Raw genomic sequence first — 16,542 nt, forward strand, 5'->3', positions numbered from 1 at the left:
GTGTAAGCTTTCTCTCGTGCGGTTCCTTGGCGTGGATTACGGGGCGAAGCGAATTGGGCTTGCGCTGTCTGACCACACGGCGACGATGGCGCGACCGTGGCAGATGGTCACGTCGGCTGCTGGGCCGCGACGGGCGGCGTCGGTGATCGCGGACGTCGTGTCACGATTGCGTGGGTCCGCCGACCCGGATCTTGACGGCATTGTCGTCGGTTTGCCCCGGCGGCTCAACGGCGAGGACACCGATCAGACGCCGGTGGTGAGGCAGTTCGTGACGGCACTGGCCGAACTCACCGGCATTCCCGTGGACACTCAGGACGAACGGCTGACCAGCGTGGAGGCCGAGGCGCGGTTGGCCACTCGCGAGCGCGACTGGCGCAAGCGGAAGGCGCTGATCGACGCCGAGTCGGCGTCGATCGTGTTGCAGGATTTCCTGGATGCTCGCGCGCGGGTCGCCCTATCGGAGAAAGAGCACGCATGAAGAAGTTCCTCTCGGCCGTGTTTCTCCTCGTCATCATTGCTGCCGGTGCAGCGTGGTGGGGGCAACAGCTGTTGCGCACGCCGTACAAGTCGTTTGCCGAACCAGAAATCTTTGTGGAAATTCCGGGTGGCACCGGCGTTGCCGCGATTGCCTCGCGCCTCTCCGATGCCGGCGTGGTGCCGCATCCGCTGATCTTCCGCGCGGCCGTGCGCCTCGCCGGCGTGGACAAGCGCCTGCAGGCGGGTGAGTACCGCTTTGCCGATGCCGCTACGCCAGGCGAAGTCGCGGATCGCCTCGCCAGGGGCGACGTCTATACCAGAGCTGTGACCTTTCGCGAAGGGTTGACGATCTGGGAGATGGCTGACGTCTTCGTCGAGGGCGGCCTTGGCACGAAGGAGGAATTCCTTCGCGAGGCGCGCGACGTGTCGCGCATCGCCACGATTGATCCCGAGGCCTCGTCCCTGGAAGGCTACCTGTTTCCTGACACGTATCAACTGCCTCGGTCTGCCGGCGCCAAGGGCATTGTCGATGCGATGGTGGCCGGCTTCCTGCGCGCGTTTGATGCGGACCTGCGCGCAGCCGCGACCGCTCGAGGCCTCAGTGCGCGCGAGGTAGTGACGATCGCGTCACTCGTGGAGAAAGAAACCGCAGCCGCGCCGGAGCGGCCGGTCGTTTCGGCGGTGTATCAGAATCGGTTGCGTATCGGTATGGGTCTGCAGTGTGACCCCACTGTCATTTACGCATTGCAGCTCGCCGGCAGGTGGAACGGCAACCTCACGCGAGAAAACCTGCGCGTGGATTCGCCTTACAACACTTACCGCTACGCGGGATTGCCGCCTGGCCCCATTGCCTCGCCTGGTCGCGCGTCGCTTGAAGCCGCAGTGCGGCCCGCCGATGCGCCGTACCTATATTTCGTGAGCCGCAACGACGGCACCCACGCCTTCGCCGCCACGTTGGCCGAACACAATCGCAACGTTCAGCAGTGGCAGATACGGTATTTCAGGAATCGGCCATCAACCCAGCGGTAGTCGGTAGTCGGTTATCGATTCCAATTGAGCTTTTCCCGCAGCATGTCGAAGTGCGTGCGGGTGGTGGTGCGTAGCAGCTGTAGGACGCGGTCGGCGCGGCGGATGATGACCGCGTCGCCGCTTTGCAGCGGCGCGCCGAACTGGCCATCGAACGTGGCCACGACGTCGGTGGGCGCGCCTTCAAGTTGCGGCCGCAGCACAATTTCAGCCGATGCTGGCAGCACGATCGGCCGGTTCGTCAGCGTGTGTGGCGCGATCGGCGTCAGGATGACCGCGTCCACCGACGGATGCACCACGGGCCCGCCCGCCGACAAGTTGTACGCCGTTGACCCGGTCGCCGTGGCGACGATGAGCCCGTCGGCGCGCACGTGACTCACGTGTTCGCCGTTGACCGAGACGTCGAGTTCCAGCATCCGTGACAGCGTTCCGCGCGTGATGACGATGTCGTTGAGCGCGAAGCGTGATGCGGCCACGGTGTCGCCGCGCTCGATGCGTCCTTCAAGCAGCAGCCGCGTTTCCGTCCACGTCCGTCCCTCGAGGATGGACGCGAGCGCGTCGGTGAGTTCAGCGCGACGAACTTCCGTGAGGAAACCCAGATGCCCCAGGTGCACGCCCAGCACCGGCACCCCGGCATTTGAATGCACCACGGCACTCGCGGCCGACAGCAGTGTGCCGTCGCCGCCGAACGCAATGACCACGTCCACGTCTTTCGCAATGCCTTCTCGTGGTGCGGTCGGCCAGCGCGTGCCGGTGGCGGCGGCCTCAGCTTCTTCCTGAGCGACCACGACGGACGCGCCACGCGCGGTCAGCCACTCGGCGGCATCCACCATCGCGGCAAGTGCCGAGGCGTGAGGCCGTGCGATCAGGCCGAAGCGGGTGAAGGACATAGGTGGAGCAGGAACTCGCGGTTGCCCTCCGCGCCGGTAATCGGCGACGGTTCAAGACCGCATCGCGACAATCCTACCTGACGCGCGGCTTCGACGACTTCCTCCACCACCCGGGCATGGATGCGTTCGTCGCGCACAATACCGCCTTTGCCGACGTCCGATTTGCCCGCCTCAAACTGCGGCTTGACGAGTGCAATCACGTGACCGCCAGGCGCGAGCAGTGGCGGCACCACCGGCAGGATGTGACGCAGGGAGATGAACGACACGTCGATCGTCACCAGTCCGAATTGCCGCGCGTCCTCGGGCAGGTCTTCCGGCTTCAGGTAGCGGGCGTTGGCGCCTTCGATGACCTGCACACGGGCGTCGGTCCGGATCTTCCAGTCCAACTGGTTGTGGCCCACATCCAGGGCGACGACGCGTGCGGCGCCGCGCTGGAGGAGGACATCGGTGAACCCGCCGGTTGAGGCGCCGATGTCGAGCGCGACCATGCCCGCGGGGTCGATCGCAAAGATTTCGAGTGCGCGGACGAGTTTGAGTCCGCCGCGACTGACCCAGGGGTGGTCGGGAGTACGCAGAGTGACGAGCGAGGCGTCTGAGGTGGCGGTGCCGGCCTTGGCGGCGGGTTGGCCGTCCACGTTGACGTCGCCGGCGAGGATCAGCGCCCGCGCGCGTTCACGCGAGGGCGCCAGGCCGCGGTCGACCAGCAGTTGATCCAGGCGGACCTTCACGTGTGGCCGGCCTTCACTTCGTTCGTGTGAGGCTCCAGTCGGCCAGTTCGGTCAGCCGACCGTCGAGCCCGGCGGCCTTCAGAGTGTCCTTCGCGCGCGCGACACAGTCCGTGGCCAGCCGCCGCGATTCTTCCACCCCATACAGCGCGGGATAGGTGGGTTTGCCGGCGGCCGCATCCTTGCCGGCGGTTTTGCCCAGCCCGGCCGCGGAGCCTTCAACGTCCAGCACGTCATCGATGATCTGGAACGCGAGGCCCACTTCCTGCGCGTAAAAATCGACAGCGGCAACCACGGCGTCATCGACGCCGACGATCATCGCGCCCGACACGGCGGCGGCGCGGAACAGCGCGCCGGTCTTGCGCGCGTGCATGTCGCGGAGTTCGCGCTCGCCCATCGGCTGGGGCGGGTGTGACGGCACGCGGCCGGCGGCACGCAGGTCCACGGCTTGTCCTCCGACCATGCCGATTGCGCCGGCGGCCGTGGCCAGCACACTCATCACCCGCAGCCGCCTTTCAGCCGGGGCTTCGGGCGCGCCCGGAGGCGAGACGGGAGAGGGGGACTCGGCGATCACGCCAAACGCCTCGGTCAGCAGGCCGTCGCCCGCGAGGATTGCGAGGCCATCGCCGTACACGATGTGCGTCGTCGGCCGTCCGCGCCGCAACGCATCGTTGTCCATGGCGGGCAGGTCGTCGTGCACGAGCGAGTAACAGTGAATCATCTCGACCGCGCACGCGCCGGGCAGAGCCAGCAGTCGCGCGCGGGGCGTGGTCACGCCCGCCAGCGGGGCCACGGCTTCCGCGGTCATGAGCGTGAGACAGGGCCGCAGCCGCTTGCCGCCGCCCATCAGGCCGTGTTGCATGGCATCAATCAGGAGCGTGGGGGCCGCGCCTTCGGGCAGGGCCTGGCCCAGCGCCGCGTCCACGGTCGCGCGCAGTTCGGTGAGATAGGCAGCGAGGTCCTGGGTCGCGCTCACAATCAACTCGCCGAGTCGTCTGTCGAGAGAAGTCCGCTGCCGTCTTTCAGGTCGCCGCGTTCGGTCAGCAGTTCGATGCGCTTCTGCGCTGCGCCGAGCTGGTCGTGACAGTACCGCGACAGTTCGACGCCGCGTTCGAAGAGTTTCAGTGATGTGTCGAGGGGCAGGTCGCCGTCCTCGAGCTGTTTGACGAGGGTCTCGAGTTCCGCGATGGCGGATTCGAAGTCTTTGATGGCAGTGCTCATGAATCTGTCCGTCCTGTAACCGTGCAGCGCAGCTCGCCGTCCGCGACGGTGACGCGAACCGCCTCACCGGGGCTCACGCTTGCGGCCGATCGAATGATACTCGTGCGGGTGTCGTCCCAGCACACCGCATATCCGCGACCGAGCACGGCGAGCGGGCTGAGGGCGTGCAGGCGAGCGGCCAGCTCGCGCGACCGCGCGGACGCCTGCTGAACGCCGGTACGCGCTGTCTGTCCCAGGCGGCCGTCCACTTTTGCCAATCGCAGTTGCCAGTCGGCCGTGACCCGCCTGATGTCGCGGGCTTCGAGGCGCCGCCGCAGCCGTTCGAACACCTGGCGGGCGCGCGCGATCCGGTTGGCCTGCGCATGACGCAGCCGCAACATGCATTCCTGAATGTCGCGCTGCTGCAGCACGATGCGCGTCGGGTAGCCGTCCAGGCGGGATGCGGTTCGCAGGATCCGCTGGCGCCGGCCATCCAGAGCCCGTCGCGTGGCGGCGGCCAGGCGTTCGGCCGCGCGATCGATCCGGTGACGGAACGTATCGGCGCGTTCCACCACCAACTCGGCCGCGTTCGAAGGTGTGGCGGCCCTGAGGTCCGCCACGAAGTCGGCGATGGTGAAATCCACCTCATGGCCCACGGCCGAGATGACCGGCACCGGGCTCGCGGCGATGGCGCGCGCGAGGCCTTCGTGATTAAAGGCCCACAAGTCTTCGGCCGACCCGCCGCCCCGGCCGATGATCACGACGTCCACGCCCGCGACTCCGGTGATGGCCCGCATCGCCCGCGCCAAATCCTCCCCCGCACCATCGCCCTGCACGCGCGCATCGCGTACCACCACGTGCGCGGAAGGGTAGCGCGCGATGAGCACGCGCAGGATGTCTTGCAGCGCCGCGCCGGAGCGCGACGTCACCACGCCGATCTTGCGTGGCAGGATTGGGAGCGGGCGTTTGCGCGCCGTGTCGAACAGGCCGTCGGCGGCCAGGCGCCGCTTCAGCTGTTCGAAGGCGAGCTGCAGTGCACCCTGGCCATGCGGCTCGAGGCGGTCGCAGATGATCTGATATTCGCCGCGGACTTCATAGACGCTGATGCGGCCACGCGCCACGATGTGCTGGCCGTCTTCGAGCCGGAATGTCAGCTTGCGCGCGTCGGTCCGGAACATCACCGCGCGAATCTGCGAGCGGTCGTCCTTCAACGTGAAATACAGATGGCCCGACGAGTGGGGCCGATGCCCGCTGACCTGGCCTTCAACTTCCACCCGGGAGAACCCGGACTCGACCAGCGACTTGAGTCGAGCGGTCAGGTCGCCGACGCTGAGCGGAGGCTCGGGGAGCGGCGGCGCCTTGGCCACCTCCGGGACATCATCAAACGGCAGGCCCCACGAATCTGCCATGGTCAGCGCGCGGCGACCGGAGTGACGGACATGACGTCCAGTTCCTGCAACGAAAGATTCAGGCGCGTGATGCTCTGTGCCCGTCCCGTGGTTTCATCGACCTGGATGACCACGCCGTTGAGCCGCGGGTTTTCCGTGGCCGTCTCAAAGCGCTGAGGCAAGCCGGTCAGGAATCGGTGAATGATGGCGGCGCGATCGACGCCGATCACCGAGTCGTGCGGACCGGTCATCCCGACGTCGGTAATGTACGCGGTGCCCTTGGGCAGTACACGGTCGTCGGCCGTCTGCACATGTGTGTGCGTACCAACCATCGCTGCCACGCGGCCGTCGAGATGCCAGCCCATCGCCACTTTTTCCGATGTGGCTTCGGCATGGAAATCCACAAAGATGATCTTCGCCTGTTCCTGCACGGCCTGAATCTGCTCGAGTACCACCCGGAACGGGTCATCGAGGGGATTCATGAAGATGCGGCCCATGATGTTGATCACGCCTACCTGGACGCCATTGGCCGCGCGCGCCACGTGCCGGCCCAGGCCGGGCGTGCCCTCGGGAAAATTCGCCGGGCGAATCATCCGGGGTTCTTTCGCGAAGTACGGAATGATCTCCTTTTTGTCCCACGTGTGATTGCCGCCGGTCATGACGTTCACGCCGTACTCGAACAACTCGTGTGCGATGTCCGGTGTCACCCCAAAACCCGCCGCCGAGTTCTCCACGTTGGCAATCACCAGATCGATGTTGTGGTGCGACGAGATCGCGGCAAGGCCGCGGCGAAGCAAATCCCGGCCGGGCCGGCCGATGATGTCGCCGATAAACAGCAGATTGGTCATGGGGTCTCGATCGGGATCTGGATCAGCTGCCCGCGGCGTTCCACAAGGCGGGGCAGCACCACCCGCAATTGGCCGGCAGACACAAACGCCCTGGCCGCCCCGGTGTCCACGGCCGCCGACAAACGAACGCCGCGCGCGAACCGCCCCGAGCTGCGTTCGGCCACGTGATACCGGGCGTCGGCCGGCCCGGTCGCGCCAAGCTTGGCGCCGACCACCAGCACCGTGTTCTGCCGCACCCACACACGCACGGCGGAGATCGGCACTCCGGGGATGTCCATGAGCACTTCAACGCCGGAGGCGGTGTCGACCACATCAAGCGCCGGCCGGCATTCACCCGTGGCCATGGCCGCGCCCGGAACGCTCCGGTCGAGTTCCATCAGCAATTGCCGCGCGTCTTCCGCCAGTTCTTCTGCATCCCGCCCGCGCCGTGAATCTGCCATTTCATCTTCGATTCTACGGGCGATCGACCTGCGACAACCTTTATCGGCTCCGCCTTTTGGGTGGCTATAGTCCTATGAAGGCGTATATGAGTATTCAACACTAAGAAAATATGCCTTTACAACAAACATATATTCGGTATTATTGATTCAGTTCGTTTCTTCTTTAAGGAGGCAGATTGACCATGACCCTGACTCGTTGGAGCCCTGCGCACAACCTTGCAGCGCTCGAAATCGATCGTCTGAATCGGATGTTTGGCAGTGTGTTTGGCGAAGAGGCCCGCGACGCCGACTCGACCGTCAGCGCGTGGCTGCCGCCGGTGGACATCTTCGAGACGCCCACCCGTGACCTGGTGGTGAAGCTGGAAGTGCCCGGCATGAAGCGCGAAGACATCACGGTGACGTTTGAGAACAACGTCCTCACCGTGGCCGGCGAACGCAAGTTGTCGGACGACGTGAAGCGCGAGGAATATCACCGCCGCGAACGCGTCTACGGCACGTTCCGCCGTGGCTTCACGCTGCCGTCCTCGGTGGATGGCGGCCGGGTGCACGCCGCGTATGCCGACGGCGTGTTGACCATCACCTTGCCGCAGCGCGCGGAAGCGAAGCCGCGCCAGATCGCCGTCGAGGGGTAGTCGTCCAGGGTCCAGGGTCCAGGGTCCAGAGTCCAGGGGCCTGGCACACGGAGGCGCCGGGTTGCGATCAGCCCGGCGCCTTTCTTTTTTTGAACCCCGCCGCAGGCCGTTCGTCGAATTGCATATGACTGGATTGCTGACGCTCGGGGGAGTGCTGCTGGCGGGCTTCGCGTTTTTCTCGTTGATGCTCGCCTTTGTGGTCGTCTTCGTGAAGGCGGCCTTCTGGCTCGTCCTGCTGCCGTTCCGCCTGCTGTTCTGGGGCCTGGGCGCGGTGGCGATGCTCGTGGGGACCGCAGTGGCCATCGGCGTCGGACTGGTCGTGGGGCGCGCCCCCTGATGTGGCGCGCTGATCCTTTCGCGCCCTGCGGTGCGTGCCGCTCGTGAGCCTTCTCGGCGGCCCTTCCGGAACGACCTCGCCTCTGTCCGGATGGAGGCCGGGTCTTTAGACCCGGCAATTTCCGTCATTTCGCCATTGCGGGCGGCACCCGCTCGCCCCACGCCGTCGCCTGCTCGTAGGCATCCGCTGTGCGAAGCATCGTGGCTTCGTCCCACGGACGCGCGATGAACTGCAGGCCGATGGGCAGGCCTTCGGCCGTGAATCCACACGGCACGCTGACACCTGGCAGGCCGGCCAGGTTCGCGCCCACCGTATAGACATCCGCCAGATACATCTGGAGCGGGTTGTCCACGCGTTCACCGAGGGCGAACGCGGCACACGGCGAGGTGGGCAGTGCCACCACATCCACCGTCTCAAACGCGCGCGCGAAGTCGCGGGCAATGAGCGTGCGCACCTGCTGGGCCTTCAGGTAATACGCGTCGTAATAGCCCGCACTCAGCACGTAGGTGCCGAGCATGATGCGGCGCTTCACTTCTGCGCCGAATCCGTCGTGCCGCGACCGTTCGTACAGATCGGCCAGTGACGTGACGTCCGAGGCACGATAGCCGTAGCGCACGCCGTCATACCGCGCCAGATTGGCGCTCGCCTCGGCTGTGGCAATCAGGTAATAGACCGGGATTCCCTGATCGGCGTTTGGCAGTTCAATGTCCCGCACGTCGGCGCCAAGTGATCGCGCGACGGCCAGAGCCGCCTCAAACGCCGCCCGCACATCCTCATCCACATCGTCGGTAATCAGGTGCCGGGGCACGCCGATGCGGACGTTCCGCACATCGCCGGTGAGCGCGTTCACGAACGCCGGCACTGGCTGCTGGGCGGATGTTGAATCACGCGCGTCATGTCCGCTGATGACCTCGAGCACGGCCGCCGCTTCACGCGTCGTGCGCGTCAAGGGGCCGATCTGGTCGAGCGACGAGGCGAAGGCCATCAGGCCGTAGCGCGATACGCGGCCATAGGTGGGCTTCACGCCAACCACGCCGCAGAGCGAGGCCGGCTGCCTGATCGAGCCGCCGGTATCCGACCCGAGCGCGATCGGCACAAGCGCCGCGGCCACTGCTGCCGCGGATCCACCACTGGATCCTCCAGGCGTGCGCGCCAGGTCCCATGGATTGTGCGCCGGCCCGTACGCGCAGTTGTCGGTGGATGACCCCATGGCGAATTCGTCGCATCGCGTGGTCCCGACAATCACCGCGCCTGCGGCCTCGAGGCGTTCGACCACCGCCGCGTCGTACGGCGACTGGTACCCTTCCAGAATTTTCGACCCGGCCGTTGTCGGAATGCCCCGGGCGACGATGTTGTCTTTGATGGCGAGGGGCAGTCCGTGGAGCGGCCCTGCAGGTGCGTCTGCACGGTCGAGAGCGTCGGCGCGGGCTAACGCGCGATCCGCCGCGACGTGCTGGAACGCCTGAAGCGCGGGCTGGGCGGCGGCGATGCGGGCGAGAGCGCTTTCGACCCCGGCTTTGATGCTGCCGCTCATCCGATCACCTTCGGCACGCGGAAGAGGCCGGCCTCACGGTTGGCATCTGGCGCGTTGGCCAGCGCGTCCGCGTTCGGCAGCGAAGTGTGCGGCACGTCTTCGCGCCAGGCGGCGTCGGCTGGAAGCGGGTGGGACGTGGCGGCGATGCCCGTGGTGTCAACCTGGCGGATCTGCTCCACGAACCGGAGCACGTCGTTTAACTGCCGGGCGAACTGCAGGCGTTCGTCCGGCGTCAGGGTCAGTCGCGCCAGTGTCGCGATTCGGTCCACATCTTTCGGCTCAAGCGTCGACGCCATCCGGGGATGCTAGCATGGGCGCATGAGAGTGCCTGGGCGAGTGATGACGCGTCTTCTCTGGACCGCGTGTGTAACAGCGGGTGTGCTCGTGTCCACGGCCGGTACGGGCGCGTGGGGCATGGACGTGCACCGGTGGATCACCGAGCGTGCGATCGACGGATTGCCGGAACCGATCAAGCCGTTCTTTGTGGCCGAGCGCGCGTTTATTTCTGAACATTCGGTGGACCCGGATCTCTGGCGCACCGTCGATCTGCGCGGCGACCGTGGTGAAGAACCACCCAACCACTTCCTCGATATGGATTTCGAGGAAGGGTCGAAGGCGCCCTTCCTCAATATTCCGCGTGAGTACGACGCCTATGTGGCGAAGTATGGCGTCGGCCCGGCGAATCGCTACGGGCGCCTGCCCTGGCGGGCCGAAGAGATTTACACGAAGCTTGTCGGGGCGTTCAAGGAGATCGGGCAACCCAATGCGCCGTATGCGGCCGACAATGCCCGCTACTATGTCGCGGTCCTTGCGCACTACATCGAAGACGCGCATCAGCCGTTCCACGCGGTGATCAGTTACGACGGCCAGGCCACCAATCAGCGCGGCATCCATTCGCGCTTCGAGACCGAACTGGTCCTGCGGAACCAGAAGACGCTGAAGCTGGAGCCTGTGAAGATCACGGCGATTCCCGTCTTCCGCGACTACATGTTCCAAACACTCCTCGATAGCCAGGCGCTGGCGGAAGGTGTGCTGGCGGCGGACCGGAAGGCCACCGAGGGGCGCGAGTTTTACGACGATGCGTACTTTGATGTGTTGCTCACTGGCGTCAAGCCCGTGCTTGAGCGGCGCCTGAGCGAGGCGGCGTCGGGCGTCGCGAGCGCCGTGTTCTCGGCGTGGGCCGAGGCCGGCCGGCCGGTGCTGCCGGCGGGGGGCGTCCGTGCTCCCGCCCGCATCAGGCGGTAGATCGTTACGTGGCGTACCGCTGATGGATGTATTTCTCCTGCCGGTTGGACCGGCGAAGCCCGGCGGCGAACCCGGGTTCCAGATGTACTGTGAACCGCCTCCTGAGCCTGTTCCCGATGACGTAGAGGGCCAGACTCAGGGGCGCTCGTTCTTCGGGCGACTGGCGGACGGCTTTCGCCGCGCCCTGGCCGAAGGTGAAGCCGAAGAGCGGCGTCAGGAAGAGGGCCACGCGCCGAGTGAGTCCGGCAGTCGCTTCACCCGTTTCATCAAACGGAAACTGGCTGCGGCCGTCGCCGAGCAACGCCTCCTCTGGCACTTGCGTCACGCCACCGCGGCCAGGCTGCACCACCCAACCACGATGACCTCGGCGCAGGCGCTGGAGATGGCGATCGCCGAGTTCAAGAAGGACTTCGCCAAGCACCGGCTCTGGTGCATCATCGACACCGTGATCGTCGTGGCCCAGACACCGCTCGCATTTGTGCCCGGTCCGAACTTTGTTGCCTACTACTTCATCTTCCGTGCCGTCGGGCATTTCTTCTCGATGCGGGGCACACAGAAGGGCATGGACCCCGCCTTGTGGACGACCCACCCCTCCGAGCCGCTCGCTGATCTTCAACAGGCGCTGACGCTTGAGCCGGCGGCCCGCACCGAACGCATCGCGGCCGTGGCCGCCGCGCTGGGCCTCTCTCGATTGGCGGCGTTCATGCGGCGCGTGGTCGAGCGCGGTGTTATTCTTCGCGCGTGACCCTCGCTGAACTCGCGACACATCTGGGATGCCGCATCGAAAACGCTACCGCGGCTGATGAGTCGCGGCCCATCCTCCGCGTCAACAATCTGCATGATTCCGGTCCTGGCGATCTCACGTTCCTGACCAATCCGAAGTTCACCTCGAAGGTGGCGGGCACGCGTGCGACGGCAATTCTTGCGGATGACGCCCTCACTGCCGCGCCCTGCCCAATCCTGCGTACGCCGACGCCGGCCGTGGCATGCGCCGCGGCGATTGCGCTGCTCACGCCCGTGGTGGTGGCCGTTGCGCCGGGGATCCACCCGCTGGCGTCGATCGATCCGACAGCGGATGTGGGGGCCGGCGTGGCGATCGGTCCCTTCGCCGTTGTTGGTGCCGGCGCCACGATTGGCGCCCACACGGTGCTGCATCCGCACGCGTCCGTCGGGACGCAGGCGCGTATCGGCGAACACTGTGTGATTCACGCCCACGTCTCGGTGCGCGATCGGGTGGTCGTCGGCAACCGCGTGACACTTCAGGACGGCGCCGTCATCGGCAGCGAGGGCTTCGGCTACGCGACGCGGCCCGATGGCACCCACACCAAAATCCCCCAGGTCGGCATCGTCGTCATCGAAGACGATGTGGAGATTGGCGCGAACTCCACTGTGGACCGGCCCGCGATCGGCGAGACGCGCATTGGCGCGGGAACAAAAATCGACAACCTCGTCCATGTCGGGCATGGCGTGAAGATCGGGAAGAATGTCCGGCTCGCCGCTCTGGTCGGCATCGCCGGCAGTTCAGTGCTGGAAGACGACGTGGTGCTGGCTGGTCAGGTGGGCGTGATCAATCACGTCCGCGTGGGACAAGGCGCACAAGTGGCGTCCAAATCCGCGGTCATGAGTGACCTGGCCGGCGGGCAGACGTACGCAGGCATTCCCGCCATTCCCATCGGGCAGTGGCGACGATGGGCCGTGCAGTATCGCAAGGGCACCAAGGGACCGCTATAATCAGCGGTAATGCTGCGAAACCAAACGAGTCGCGCGCTGGCCGTGGCCGGCGCTCTGTTGTTGTCATTGGCCGCGACGCCCCAGGACACCATCGTCCGGCCGCCCAAGTTTGATTACACGATGACCACGCTGCCCAACGGGCTGCAGGTCGTGTTCCTTGAAGATCACTCGACGCCCATCATTCACTTGTCGGTGTGGTATCACGTCGGGTCCAAGGACGAGAAGGCCGGCCGCACAGGTTTTGCGCACCTGTTTGAACACCTCATGTTCAAGGGATCCAAGAACGTCCGGGCCGACCAGCATCCGTCGTGGATCACAAGTATTGGCGGGCAGGCAAACGCGTCCACCGACGAAGATGCCACCATTTTTTGGCAGACCGTACCTGCGCAGTACCTGCCGTTGGTGTTGTGGCTTGAGGCGGATCGGCTGGGGTCGCTCGAGGTGAGCGAAGACAAGTTCCTCAGCGAGCGTGAGGTGGTCAAGGAAGAGCGCCGGATGCGCGTGGACAACGTGCCGTATGGCGGTTTGTCCGAAGTGATCTTCGACAAGGCGTTCACCACGCACCCCTACAAGCATCAGACCATCGGCAGCATGAAGGACCTTGAATCGGCCTCGATCGCCGATGTGCGGGGGTTTTACGAGACCTACTACGTGCCCAACAACGCCACGCTGACGCTGGTCGGCGACTTTGACTCCAAGCAGGCGCTCACGCTGGTGCAGCAGTACTTTGGCCGCATCCCGCAGGGCAAGCCCGTGCCGCGCGACATTCCGAAAGAACCGAAGCCGACGGCCGAGCGCCGCTTCACGGTGGAGCAGCCGTGGCCGTTGCCGGCGGTGGTGGTGGGATATCCGATTACCAACGACGGCCACCCGGATGCGTATCCGCTGCACATCCTGGCCAAGGTTCTGTCTGACGGCCAGAGTTCACGCATTTATCGTTCGATGGTGTACGAGAAGCAGCTTGCGCTTGCGGCGTTCGGCGATGCGAAGCTGATTGAACATCCCAATTTGTTTTACGCCGTGGCGGTGATTCCCCAGGGGCGTTCTACGGAAACCGCGCTCAAGGAACTGACAGCCCAGGTGGATGCCATGAAGACGACGCCGATTACGGCCGAGGAGTTGAATCGGGCCAAGCGGCAGTTCGCGCGTGATTACATCCTGGGCCGCGAAACCATTCAGCAGAAGGCGCTGCATCTGGCGCACGCGGTGGTGATTCACGACGACATCAAGACCGCCGATGGAGAGTTCGACCTCTTCCAGAAGGTGACGGTTGAAGACGTGCAGCGTGTGGCACGGACCTACTTCACGCCTGAGTCGCGGTTCCTCATCACCATCAACCCAGGCGCAGCGCGCACGCCCGCCCAGGCCGCGGGAGGTGTCCGATGAGCCTGCGTGGCTGGCGAGCGTTGTCGATGCGTCTAGCGGTGGCGCTGCTGGTGGCAGGCGCCGGCGCATCGGTCGTTACTCATGGGGCTCAGGGGGCTCAGGTTCGTCAGTGGCCCACCGAGACCCCGCCGCGCCCGTTCCAGGCGCCGCGTGTGAACTTTCCCGACTACAAGCTCAAGACCTTGCCCAACGGCCTGCAGGTGCTGGCGGTGTCGCAGAACGAGCAGCCGTCGGTGAGCTTCCGTCTGCTGATCAGGGCGGGCGCTGCGCAGGACGCACCGGCGAAGCCGGGTGTTGCGTCATTCGTGGCGGCGTTGCTGGACCAGGGCACGGCGACGCGCTCAGCGGAAGTCATTGCGAACACGATCGAATCTGCGGGCGGCATCCTCGCGGTGGGTGCGGCCAACGAGGTGACGTTCATCAACGGCGCCATCGTCAAAGACAAGGTGGAACTGGCGCTGGATGTGGCGTCGGAAGTGGCGCGGCGCCCGGCGTTTGCGGCGGCCGAGATTCGGCGCCAGATGGACCAGGCGATTCAAGGACTGCAGGTCAGTGCCGAGGATCCCGAGTACGTCGCCAACGCGTTGATTGACCGGCTCGTGTTCGGCTTCCATCCATACGGACGCCCGGGGCCGAATAGCGTGGAACAGATCCAGCGCATCACCCGTGATGACCTTGTGGCGTTTCACCGCAGTTGGTTTGTGCCCAACAACTCCCTGCTCGCCATCGTCGGCGACCTGACGCACGAAGAGGCGTTTGCGGCGGCAGAGAAGGCCTTCGGGAGCTGGGCGAAGGCTGATGTTCCCGTGATGGCCTTTGACGAGCCACCGCCACCGACACGGCGACTCGTGGTCGTGGACCGGCCAGGCGCCGTGCAGACGGAAGTGCGTGTGGGACAGATCGCCGTCAGCCGTACGCACAAGGAATACGTGCCGATCGACATGGCGCTGCGCATCCTCGGCGGCGAGGGCGCCAACCGGTTGTTCGGCGTGCTTCGGAGCGACAGGGGGCTCACGTACGGCGCGTCGGCCAACTTCCGGGCCTTCAAGTTTGGTGGCAGCTTCATCGCAGAAACGGATACGCGGTCTGAAACGACCGGAGAGGTTCTGCGCCTGACCGTGGACGAGTTCTTCAAGCTTCAGAAGGAGCTGGTGGATCCGCGCGAGTTGCGCGGCGCGCAGGACTACATGTCGGGCAACTTCCCGTTGGCCATTGAGACGCCGTCTGCGATTGCGATGCAGGTGCTCAACCAGCTGTTCTTCGGCCTGAGCCTGGATGAACTCGAAACGTATCGCGAGCAGGTGACCACGGTTTCTGTGGCCGACATTCAGCGGGTGGCCAAACAGTTTCTGTTTCCCGATCGCCTCTCGATCGTCCTGGTGGGTGATGCCTCGACGTTTGTCGGCCAGCTCAAGGCGATGGGCTTCGAACAGTTCGAACGCATTCCGATCGCGCAACTGGACCTGAGTGCGCCGAACCTCCGTAAGGCCGGCGGCGACAGGCGTGACTGAGCCTGTGTCTGCCGCGCCCGCCCGCCGCGTGATGATTTCGTGCGGCGAACCCTCCGGCGATTTGTACGCCGGCGCGTTGGTCCGTGCACTCCAGCAGCAGGCGCCCGGCGCCACCGCGTTCGGTTTTGGCGGTTCGCACCTCGCCGATGCCGGTGCTGAACTCATCGGTGACTATCACGGCTTCAGCGTCACCGGACTGACCGAGGCGCTGTCTGTGGTGCGCCGATCCTGGAAGATGCTCGGGACTCTGAGTGACGCTGCACGCGACCGGCGCCCGGACGTGTTCGTGGCGATTGATTTTCCGGACTTCAATTTTCGACTGCTGCCGCGCGTCCACAAGCTCGGCATCCCCATCGTGTACTACATCAGCCCACAGCTCTGGGCGTGGCGCGCCGGGCGCGTGAAGACACTCAAGAAATATGTGTCGAAGATGCTGGTCATCTTTCCGTTCGAGAAGGCGATTTACGAACGTGTGGGCCTGCCCGTCGAGTTCGTCGGGCATCCCCTGATCGATCTGGCGGTCGCCACCCGTTCGCGGGAAGAGACATGCCGTGCGGCCGGACTCGATCCGGCGCGGCCGATTGTGGCCCTCCTGCCCGGCAGCCGGCCTAACGAAGTGCGGTTGTTGTTGTCCGTGCTGGTGGAAGCCGCGATGCGGGTCACGCGCGATGTGCCGGGCGTGCAGTTCCTGGTCGCGCGCGCTCCCGCCCTCGACGATGTGTTCTTCGGGCCACTCGACCAGTTGCGCGCTGCGGGTGTGCCGCTGGCCATGATGGCCGAAGCGACCGATGACGTGCTGGCGGCATCTGATGTCGTGATTACCGCATCAGGCACTGCGACGGTCCAGACGGCGTTGCACCAACGCCCGATGGTGATTGTTTACCGCGTGTCGCCGGTCACCTATGCGATCGGCAAACGTGTGGTCCGTGTGGCGAACTACGGCATGGTCAACCTCGTGGCCGGACGGCAGGTCGTGCGGGAATTCATCCAGGACGGCTGCACGCCAGAGGCTGTGGCCGACGAAGCGCGCACGTTGCTGGTTGACGCGGCCCGCGCCGATCAGATGCGTCTGGACCTGGCCGAGGTCGTGCAAAAACTCGGCGGTTCCGGTGCGTCCGACCGCGCGGCGGCCGCCATTCTCGCCGCCTGCCGGTAGCTGTGACGCGCATTTC

The 16,542-nt window shown here is 65.5% G+C and carries 20 protein-coding genes; 10 read left to right on the forward strand and 10 right to left on the reverse strand.

The window, feature by feature from the left end; translation table 11 throughout:
* The first annotated feature begins 16 nt into the window (after window positions 1–16).
* Together ruvX and mltG are read left to right on the forward strand one after the other, a co-directional pair.
* A complete protein-coding gene (gene ruvX / locus IPL75_08575; GenBank protein MBK9240312.1) occupies window positions 17–478 on the forward strand; it encodes a Holliday junction resolvase RuvX in 462 nt (153 codons plus the stop codon).
* Window positions 475–1,506 carry an endolytic transglycosylase MltG gene (gene mltG, locus IPL75_08580; GenBank protein MBK9240313.1) on the forward strand — a complete coding sequence of 344 codons (1,032 nt, stop codon included), beginning with the start codon at window positions 475–477 and terminating at the stop codon, window positions 1,504–1,506. The genes ruvX and mltG overlap by 4 nt, the downstream gene beginning before the upstream one ends.
* Window positions 1,507–1,517: 11 nt before the next feature.
* Here the strand turns inward: mltG and IPL75_08585 are convergent, their stop codons facing one another.
* From IPL75_08585 to IPL75_08615, 7 genes are read right to left on the reverse strand one after another with little or no spacing between them, the layout of a single operon-like run.
* Window positions 1,518–2,393, reverse strand: coding sequence for an NAD(+)/NADH kinase (locus IPL75_08585; GenBank protein MBK9240314.1), 876 nt, complete (start codon window positions 2,391–2,393; stop codon window positions 1,518–1,520).
* The gene (locus IPL75_08590; GenBank protein MBK9240315.1) at window positions 2,369–3,121 is read right to left on the reverse strand and encodes a TlyA family RNA methyltransferase; all 753 of its coding nucleotides are present in this window, start codon (window positions 3,119–3,121) and stop codon (window positions 2,369–2,371) included. The genes IPL75_08585 and IPL75_08590 overlap by 25 nt, the downstream gene beginning before the upstream one ends.
* A gap of 13 nt (window positions 3,122–3,134) precedes the next feature.
* Window positions 3,135–4,094 (reverse strand): polyprenyl synthetase family protein, encoded by a 960-nt coding sequence (locus IPL75_08595; protein MBK9240316.1) that lies wholly within the window; start codon window positions 4,092–4,094, stop codon window positions 3,135–3,137.
* A 2-nt stretch (window positions 4,095–4,096) separates the two neighbouring features.
* Window positions 4,097–4,339: an exodeoxyribonuclease VII small subunit gene (gene xseB, locus IPL75_08600; GenBank protein MBK9240317.1), complete on the reverse strand. Its 243-nt coding sequence runs from the start codon at window positions 4,337–4,339 to the stop codon at window positions 4,097–4,099.
* Window positions 4,336–5,727: an exodeoxyribonuclease VII large subunit gene (gene xseA / locus IPL75_08605; protein ID MBK9240318.1), complete on the reverse strand. Its 1,392-nt coding sequence runs from the start codon at window positions 5,725–5,727 to the stop codon at window positions 4,336–4,338. The genes xseB and xseA overlap by 4 nt, the downstream gene beginning before the upstream one ends.
* Before the next feature lie 2 nt (window positions 5,728–5,729).
* Window positions 5,730–6,554 carry a TIGR00282 family metallophosphoesterase gene (locus IPL75_08610; GenBank protein MBK9240319.1) on the reverse strand — a complete coding sequence of 275 codons (825 nt, stop codon included), beginning with the start codon at window positions 6,552–6,554 and terminating at the stop codon, window positions 5,730–5,732.
* A complete protein-coding gene (locus IPL75_08615) occupies window positions 6,551–6,994 on the reverse strand; it encodes an Hsp20/alpha crystallin family protein (GenBank protein MBK9240320.1) in 444 nt (147 codons plus the stop codon). The genes IPL75_08610 and IPL75_08615 overlap by 4 nt, the downstream gene beginning before the upstream one ends.
* Before the next feature lie 182 nt (window positions 6,995–7,176).
* Here IPL75_08615 and IPL75_08620 point away from each other — a divergent pair, with 182 nt between their 5' ends.
* Together IPL75_08620 and IPL75_08625 are read left to right on the forward strand one after the other, a co-directional pair.
* Complete coding sequence (locus IPL75_08620) at window positions 7,177–7,626, forward strand: Hsp20/alpha crystallin family protein (protein ID MBK9240321.1); 450 nt, start codon at window positions 7,177–7,179, stop codon at window positions 7,624–7,626.
* A gap of 124 nt (window positions 7,627–7,750) precedes the next feature.
* On the forward strand, window positions 7,751–7,963 hold the full coding sequence (locus IPL75_08625; protein ID MBK9240322.1) for a hypothetical protein: 213 nt from the start codon (window positions 7,751–7,753) through the stop codon (window positions 7,961–7,963).
* 124 nt (window positions 7,964–8,087) lie between these two features.
* On the opposite strand, the gene gatA is transcribed toward IPL75_08625, so the two are convergent.
* Together gatA and gatC are read right to left on the reverse strand one after the other, a co-directional pair.
* Window positions 8,088–9,497, reverse strand: a complete 1,410-nt coding sequence (gatA, locus tag IPL75_08630) for an Asp-tRNA(Asn)/Glu-tRNA(Gln) amidotransferase subunit GatA (GenBank protein MBK9240323.1) — start codon at window positions 9,495–9,497, stop codon at window positions 8,088–8,090.
* Window positions 9,494–9,793: an Asp-tRNA(Asn)/Glu-tRNA(Gln) amidotransferase subunit GatC gene (gatC, locus tag IPL75_08635; protein ID MBK9240324.1), complete on the reverse strand. Its 300-nt coding sequence runs from the start codon at window positions 9,791–9,793 to the stop codon at window positions 9,494–9,496. The genes gatA and gatC overlap by 4 nt, the downstream gene beginning before the upstream one ends.
* Window positions 9,794–9,815: 22 nt before the next feature.
* On the opposite strand from gatC, the gene IPL75_08640 reads away from it, so the two are divergent.
* On the forward strand, window positions 9,816–10,742 hold the full coding sequence (locus IPL75_08640; protein ID MBK9240325.1) for a hypothetical protein: 927 nt from the start codon (window positions 9,816–9,818) through the stop codon (window positions 10,740–10,742).
* 4 nt (window positions 10,743–10,746) lie between these two features.
* Here the strand turns inward: IPL75_08640 and IPL75_08645 are convergent, their stop codons facing one another.
* Entirely contained in the window at window positions 10,747–11,067 is a 321-nt protein-coding gene (locus IPL75_08645) for a hypothetical protein (protein MBK9240326.1), read from the reverse strand.
* On the opposite strand from IPL75_08645, the gene IPL75_08650 reads away from it, so the two are divergent.
* Genes IPL75_08650 through lpxB form a run of 5 tightly spaced genes read left to right on the forward strand, consistent with a single transcriptional unit; the run spans window position 11,059 to window position 16,526 of the window.
* Window positions 11,059–11,487 carry a hypothetical protein gene (locus IPL75_08650; GenBank protein MBK9240327.1) on the forward strand — a complete coding sequence of 143 codons (429 nt, stop codon included), beginning with the start codon at window positions 11,059–11,061 and terminating at the stop codon, window positions 11,485–11,487. The genes IPL75_08645 and IPL75_08650 overlap by 9 nt on opposite strands.
* On the forward strand, window positions 11,484–12,473 hold the full coding sequence (gene lpxD / locus IPL75_08655; GenBank protein MBK9240328.1) for a UDP-3-O-(3-hydroxymyristoyl)glucosamine N-acyltransferase: 990 nt from the start codon (window positions 11,484–11,486) through the stop codon (window positions 12,471–12,473). Before IPL75_08650 ends, lpxD begins: the two co-directional genes overlap by 4 nt.
* Window positions 12,474–12,482: 9 nt before the next feature.
* Complete coding sequence (locus IPL75_08660) at window positions 12,483–13,859, forward strand: insulinase family protein (protein ID MBK9240329.1); 1,377 nt, start codon at window positions 12,483–12,485, stop codon at window positions 13,857–13,859.
* A complete protein-coding gene (locus tag IPL75_08665; protein MBK9240330.1) occupies window positions 13,856–15,370 on the forward strand; it encodes an insulinase family protein in 1,515 nt (504 codons plus the stop codon). The genes IPL75_08660 and IPL75_08665 overlap by 4 nt, the downstream gene beginning before the upstream one ends.
* Window positions 15,363–16,526: a lipid-A-disaccharide synthase gene (lpxB, locus tag IPL75_08670; GenBank protein MBK9240331.1), complete on the forward strand. Its 1,164-nt coding sequence runs from the start codon at window positions 15,363–15,365 to the stop codon at window positions 16,524–16,526. Before IPL75_08665 ends, lpxB begins: the two co-directional genes overlap by 8 nt.
* Window positions 16,527–16,542: the final 16 nt, after the last annotated feature.

It is taken from the genome of Acidobacteriota bacterium, assembly GCA_016716905.1.
In the GTDB taxonomy this organism is placed as follows: Bacteria; Acidobacteriota; Vicinamibacteria; order Vicinamibacterales; family SCN-69-37; genus SYFT01.

What these genes read in the sequence shown, in the direction of transcription:
- mltG (MBK9240313.1), top strand. Translation starts at nt 475, where the DNA reads ATGAAGAAGTTCCTCTCGGCCGTGTTTCTCCTCGTCATCATTGCTGCC.
- IPL75_08585 (MBK9240314.1), bottom strand. Translation starts at nt 2,393, where the DNA reads ATGTCCTTCACCCGCTTCGGCCTGATCGCACGGCCTCACGCCTCGGCA.
- xseB (MBK9240317.1), bottom strand. Translation starts at nt 4,339, where the DNA reads ATGAGCACTGCCATCAAAGACTTCGAATCCGCCATCGCGGAACTCGAG.
- xseA (MBK9240318.1), bottom strand. Translation starts at nt 5,727, where the DNA reads ATGGCAGATTCGTGGGGCCTGCCGTTTGATGATGTCCCGGAGGTGGCC.
- IPL75_08610 (MBK9240319.1), bottom strand. Translation starts at nt 6,554, where the DNA reads ATGACCAATCTGCTGTTTATCGGCGACATCATCGGCCGGCCCGGCCGG.
- IPL75_08615 (MBK9240320.1), bottom strand. Translation starts at nt 6,994, where the DNA reads ATGGCAGATTCACGGCGCGGGCGGGATGCAGAAGAACTGGCGGAAGAC.
- IPL75_08620 (MBK9240321.1), top strand. Translation starts at nt 7,177, where the DNA reads ATGACCCTGACTCGTTGGAGCCCTGCGCACAACCTTGCAGCGCTCGAA.
- IPL75_08625 (MBK9240322.1), top strand. Translation starts at nt 7,751, where the DNA reads ATGACTGGATTGCTGACGCTCGGGGGAGTGCTGCTGGCGGGCTTCGCG.
- gatA (MBK9240323.1), bottom strand. Translation starts at nt 9,497, where the DNA reads ATGAGCGGCAGCATCAAAGCCGGGGTCGAAAGCGCTCTCGCCCGCATC.
- gatC (MBK9240324.1), bottom strand. Translation starts at nt 9,793, where the DNA reads ATGGCGTCGACGCTTGAGCCGAAAGATGTGGACCGAATCGCGACACTG.
- IPL75_08640 (MBK9240325.1), top strand. Translation starts at nt 9,816, where the DNA reads ATGAGAGTGCCTGGGCGAGTGATGACGCGTCTTCTCTGGACCGCGTGT.
- IPL75_08660 (MBK9240329.1), top strand. Translation starts at nt 12,483, where the DNA reads ATGCTGCGAAACCAAACGAGTCGCGCGCTGGCCGTGGCCGGCGCTCTG.
- IPL75_08665 (MBK9240330.1), top strand. Translation starts at nt 13,856, where the DNA reads ATGAGCCTGCGTGGCTGGCGAGCGTTGTCGATGCGTCTAGCGGTGGCG.